The organism is Streptococcus sp. 2021WUSS126 (genome assembly GCF_044427255.1).
Lineage (GTDB): Bacteria > Bacillota > Bacilli > Lactobacillales > Streptococcaceae > Streptococcus > Streptococcus hashimotonensis.
In genome coordinates, this window is record NZ_JAOTGI010000039.1 from 1 (window position 1) to 5,309 (window position 5,309).

Below are 5,309 nucleotides of genomic sequence, written 5' to 3' on the forward strand. Positions count from 1 at the left end.
TGCTAAGCGACTACCGTATCTAACAGGGGGCAACCCCCAACTACTTCAGGCGTTCTAGGGCTTAACTACTGTGTTCGGCATGGGTACAGGTGTATCTCCTAGGCTATCGTCACTTAACTACTGAGTCTTGTCAACTCAAAATTGAATATCTATATTCTAACAAGTTTTACCAACGCTGTCAATATTGACTCTAGTTTAATTTGTAACGTCTTCGTTACTTATCTTGGATAAGTCCTCGAGCGATTAGTATTGGTCCGCTACATGTGTCGCCACACTTCCACTTCCAACCTATCTACCTGATCATCTCTCAGGGCTCTTACTAACATAAAGTTATGGGAAATCTCATCTTGAGGTGGGTTTCACACTTAGATGCTTTCAGCGTTTATCCCGTCCCTACATAGCTACCCAGCGATGCCTTTGGCAAGACAACTGGTACACCAGCGGTAAGTCCACTCTGGTCCTCTCGTACTAGGAGCAGATCCTCTCAAATTTCCTACGCCCGCGACGGATAGGGACCGAACTGTCTCACGACGTTCTGAACCCAGCTCGCGTGCCGCTTTAATGGGCGAACAGCCCAACCCTTGGGACCGACTACAGCCCCAGGATGCGACGAGCCGACATCGAGGTGCCAAACCTCCCCGTCGATGTGAACTCTTGGGGGAGATAAGCCTGTTATCCCCAGGGTAGCTTTTATCCGTTGAGCGATGGCCCTTCCATACGGAACCACCGGATCACTAAGCCCGACTTTCGTCCCTGCTCGAGTTGTAGCTCTCGCAGTCAAGCTCCCTTATACCTTTACACTCTGCGAATGATTTCCAACCATTCTGAGGGAACCTTTGGGCGCCTCCGTTACCTTTTAGGAGGCGACCGCCCCAGTCAAACTGCCCGTCAGACACTGTCTCCGATAGGGATAACCTATCCGGGTTAGAGTAGCCATAACACAAGGGTAGTATCCCAACAGCGCCTCCGTCGAAACTGGCGTCCCGACTTCATAGGCTCCTACCTATCCTGTACATGTGGTACAGATACTCAATATCAAACTGCAGTAAAGCTCCATGGGGTCTTTCCGTCCTGTCGCGGGTAACCTGCATCTTCACAGGTACTAAAATTTCACCGAGTCTCTCGTTGAGACAGTGCCCAAATCATTACGCCTTTCGTGCGGGTCGGAACTTACCCGACAAGGAATTTCGCTACCTTAGGACCGTTATAGTTACGGCCGCCGTTTACTGGGGCTTCAATTCAGATCTTCGCTTGCGCTAAACCCTCCTCTTAACCTTCCAGCACCGGGCAGGCGTCACCCCCTATACATCATCTTACGATTTAGCAGAGAGCTGTGTTTTTGATAAACAGTTGCTTGGGCCTATTCACTGCGGCTGACTGTAAGTCAGCACCCCTTCTCCCGAAGTTACGGGGTCATTTTGCCGAGTTCCTTAACGAGAGTTCTCTCGCTCACCTGAGGCTACTCGCCTCGACTACCTGTGTCGGTTTGCGGTACGGGTAGAGTATGATACATCGCTAGAAGCTTTTCTCGGCAGTGTGACGTCACTAACTTCGCTACTTAACTTCGCTCCCCATCACAGCTCAATGTTACAGATACAAGCATTTAACTCATATCACACCTCACTGCTTAGACGGGCACTTCCAATCGCCCGCTTTAGTTAGCCTACTGCGTCCCTCCATCACTTCATACTCTAGTACAGGAATATCAACCTGTTGTCCATCGGATACACCCTTCGGTCTCTCCTTAGGTCCCGACTAACCCAGGGCGGACGAGCCTTCCCCTGGAAACCTTAGTCTTACGGTGGATGGGATTCTCACCCATCTTTCGCTACTCATACCGGCATTCTCACTTCTATGCGTTCCAGCACTCCTCACGGTATACCTTCTTCACACATAGAACGCTCTCCTACCATAACACCTAAGTGTTATCCACAGCTTCGGTAAATTGTTTTAGCCCCGGTACATTTTCGGCGCAGGGTCACTCGACTAGTGAGCTATTACGCACTCTTTGAATGAATAGCTGCTTCTAAGCTAACATCCTAGTTGTCTGTGCAACCCCACATCCTTTTCCACTTAACAATTATTTTGGGACCTTAGCTGGTGGTCTGGGCTGTTTCCCTTTCGACTACGGATCTTAGCACTCGCAGTCTGACTGCCGACCATAAATCATTGGCATTCGGAGTTTATCTGAAATCAGTAAACCGAGATGGCCCCCTCATCCAAACAGTGCTCTACCTCCAAGATTCTCAAATGTCGACGCTAGCCCTAAAGCTATTTCGGAGAGAACCAGCTATCTCCAAGTTCGTTTGGAATTTCTCCGCTACCCACAAGTCATCCAAGCACTTTTCAACGTGCCCTGGTTCGGTCCTCCAGTGCGTCTTACCGCACCTTCAACCTGCTCATGGGTAGGTCACATGGTTTCGGGTCTACGACATAATACTAATGCGCCCTATTAAGACTCGGTTTCCCTACGGCTCCGTCTCTTCAACTTAACCTCGCATCATATCGTAACTCGCCGGTTCATTCTACAAAAGGCACGCTCTCACCCATTAACGGGCTCGAACTTGTTGTAGGCACACGGTTTCAGGTTCTATTTCACTCCCCTTCCGGGGTACTTTTCACCTTTCCCTCACGGTACTGGTTCACTATCGGTCACTAGAGAGTATTTAGGGTTGGGAGATGGTCCTCCCGGATTCCGACGAGATTTCGCGTGTCTCGCCGTACTCAGGATACTGCTAGGTATAAAGAATATTTCAAATACGAGGCTATTACTCTCTTTGGCCTACCTTCCCAGGTAGTTCTTCTATACTCTTTAAGTCCACATTGCAGTCCTACAACCCCGAGGAGTAAACTCCTCGGTTTGCCCTCCTGCCGTTTCGCTCGCCGCTACTAAGGCAATCGCTTTTGCTTTCTCTTCCTGCAGCTACTTAGATGTTTCAGTTCACTGCGTCTTCCTCTTCACTACCTTAACAGTAGTGAGTGACAGGTATTACCTGCCGGGTTCCCCCATTCGGACATCCCTGGATCATTGCTTACTTACAGCTCCCCAAGGCATTTCGTCGTTAGTCACGTCCTTCATCGGCTTCTAGTGCCAAGGCATCCACCGTGCGCCCTTATTAACTTAACCTTATTAACCTAATTTTTTCAAAAATTAGAAAACTCATTAAATATTCACAGCGTTTTCGGTTTATTTTCTTGTTACTATTTCTATACGTACTGTTACATACGTTTAGGAATGTTTGATAGATATTCAATTTTCAATGGACAAGTTTAGGATATGAACGACGGTCGCTTCTGCGAAACTTCTGGAGAAAATTAGGAATCTGACGCTGTGTGTCTTACACACAAGGAAGATTATCTATTTTCCTAAGAAGTTAGTCGTGAATTCAACTTCACTGCTATTCAGTTTAGTAGGATTCCTATCCTATGGAGCCTAGCGGGATCGAACCGCTGACCTCCTGCGTGCAAAGCAGGCGCTCTCCCAGCTGAGCTAAGGCCCCACAAGACCTCTCAAAATTAAAGAAGACTCACGTACAGGTTTCCATTTCCTTAGAAAGGAGGTGATCCAGCCGCACCTTCCGATACGGCTACCTTGTTACGACTTCACCCCAATCATCTATCCCACCTTAGGCGGCTGGCTCCTAAAAGGTTACCTCACCGACTTCGGGTGTTACAAACTCTCGTGGTGTGACGGGCGGTGTGTACAAGGCCCGGGAACGTATTCACCGCGGCGTGCTGATCCGCGATTACTAGCGATTCCGACTTCATGTAGGCGAGTTGCAGCCTACAATCCGAACTGAGACTGGCTTTAAGAGATTAGCTTGCCGTCACCGACTTGCGACTCGTTGTACCAGCCATTGTAGCACGTGTGTAGCCCAGGTCATAAGGGGCATGATGATTTGACGTCATCCCCACCTTCCTCCGGTTTATTACCGGCAGTCTCGCTAGAGTGCCCAACTGAATGATGGCAACTAACAATAGGGGTTGCGCTCGTTGCGGGACTTAACCCAACATCTCACGACACGAGCTGACGACAACCATGCACCACCTGTCACCAGTGTTCCGAAGAAAAATCCTATCTCTAGGACGGTCACTGGGATGTCAAGACCTGGTAAGGTTCTTCGCGTTGCTTCGAATTAAACCACATGCTCCACCGCTTGTGCGGGCCCCCGTCAATTCCTTTGAGTTTCAACCTTGCGGTCGTACTCCCCAGGCGGAGTGCTTAATGCGTTAGCTGCGGCACTGAGTCCCGGAAAGGACCCAACACCTAGCACTCATCGTTTACGGCGTGGACTACCAGGGTATCTAATCCTGTTCGCTCCCCACGCTTTCGAGCCTCAGCGTCAGTTACAGACCAGAGAGCCGCTTTCGCCACCGGTGTTCCTCCATATATCTACGCATTTCACCGCTACACATGGAATTCCACTCTCCCCTTCTGCACTCAAGTTTGACAGTTTCCAAAGCGTACTATGGTTAAGCCACAGCCTTTTACTTCAGACTTATCAAACCGCCTGCGCTCGCTTTACGCCCAATAAATCCGGACAACGCTCGGGACCTACGTATTACCGCGGCTGCTGGCACGTAGTTAGCCGTCCCTTTCTGGTAAGATACCGTCACTGTGTGAACTTTCCACTCTCACACACGTTCTTCTCTTACAACAGAGCTTTACGATCCGAAAACCTTCTTCACTCACGCGGCGTTGCTCGGTCAGGGTTGCCCCCATTGCCGAAGATTCCCTACTGCTGCCTCCCGTAGGAGTCTGGGCCGTGTCTCAGTCCCAGTGTGGCCGATCACCCTCTCAGGTCGGCTATGTATCGAAGCCTTGGTGAGCCGTTACCTCACCAACTAGCTAATACAACGCAGGTCCATCTCATAGTGAAGCAATTGCTCCTTTCAAGCATCTACCATGCGGTAAATACTGTTATGCGGTATTAGCTATCGTTTCCAATAGTTATCCCCCGCTATGAGGCAGGTTACCTACGCGTTACTCACCCGTTCGCAACTCATCCGTCTAGTGCAAGCACCAGACTTCAGCGTTCTACTTGCATGTATTAGGCACGCCGCCAGCGTTCGTCCTGAGCCAGGATCAAACTCTCATATAAAGTTTTGATTCAAACTCAAGCTATCACTAGCTTTCCGTTTTATTGTTTTGTTTTGTCATTGACGATTTATCCTTAGATAAATCACCCTGCACGTTTGGTTCGTCTTCTTTAATTTTCAAAGGTCTTGTTCGTTATCGCGATCTCGCGACAACTATCTTAGTTTATCATTTCTTGGAAACTTTGTCAACACTTTTTTGAAACTTTTTT

General features: G+C 49.0%; 1 tRNA gene and 3 rRNA genes. All 4 read right to left on the reverse strand.

Annotation, left to right across the window (positions count from 1 at the left end):
- Window position 1 precedes the first annotated feature (1 nt).
- The 4 genes from rrf to ODU39_RS10150 all read right to left on the reverse strand — a co-directional run bounded on the left by rrf (window position 2) and on the right by ODU39_RS10150 (window position 5,102).
- Window positions 2-117: ribosomal RNA gene (rrf, locus tag ODU39_RS10135) — 5S ribosomal RNA — on the reverse strand.
- 106 nt (window positions 118-223) lie between these two features.
- Window positions 224-3,127 (reverse strand): 23S ribosomal RNA (locus tag ODU39_RS10140).
- Between the two features lie 300 nt (window positions 3,128-3,427).
- Window positions 3,428-3,500 (reverse strand) — tRNA-Ala (locus tag ODU39_RS10145).
- A 53-nt stretch (window positions 3,501-3,553) separates the two neighbouring features.
- Window positions 3,554-5,102: ribosomal RNA gene (locus ODU39_RS10150) — 16S ribosomal RNA — on the reverse strand.
- The 16S, 23S and 5S rRNA genes sit together here with 1 tRNA gene alongside, the layout of an rRNA operon.
- Window positions 5,103-5,309: the final 207 nt, after the last annotated feature.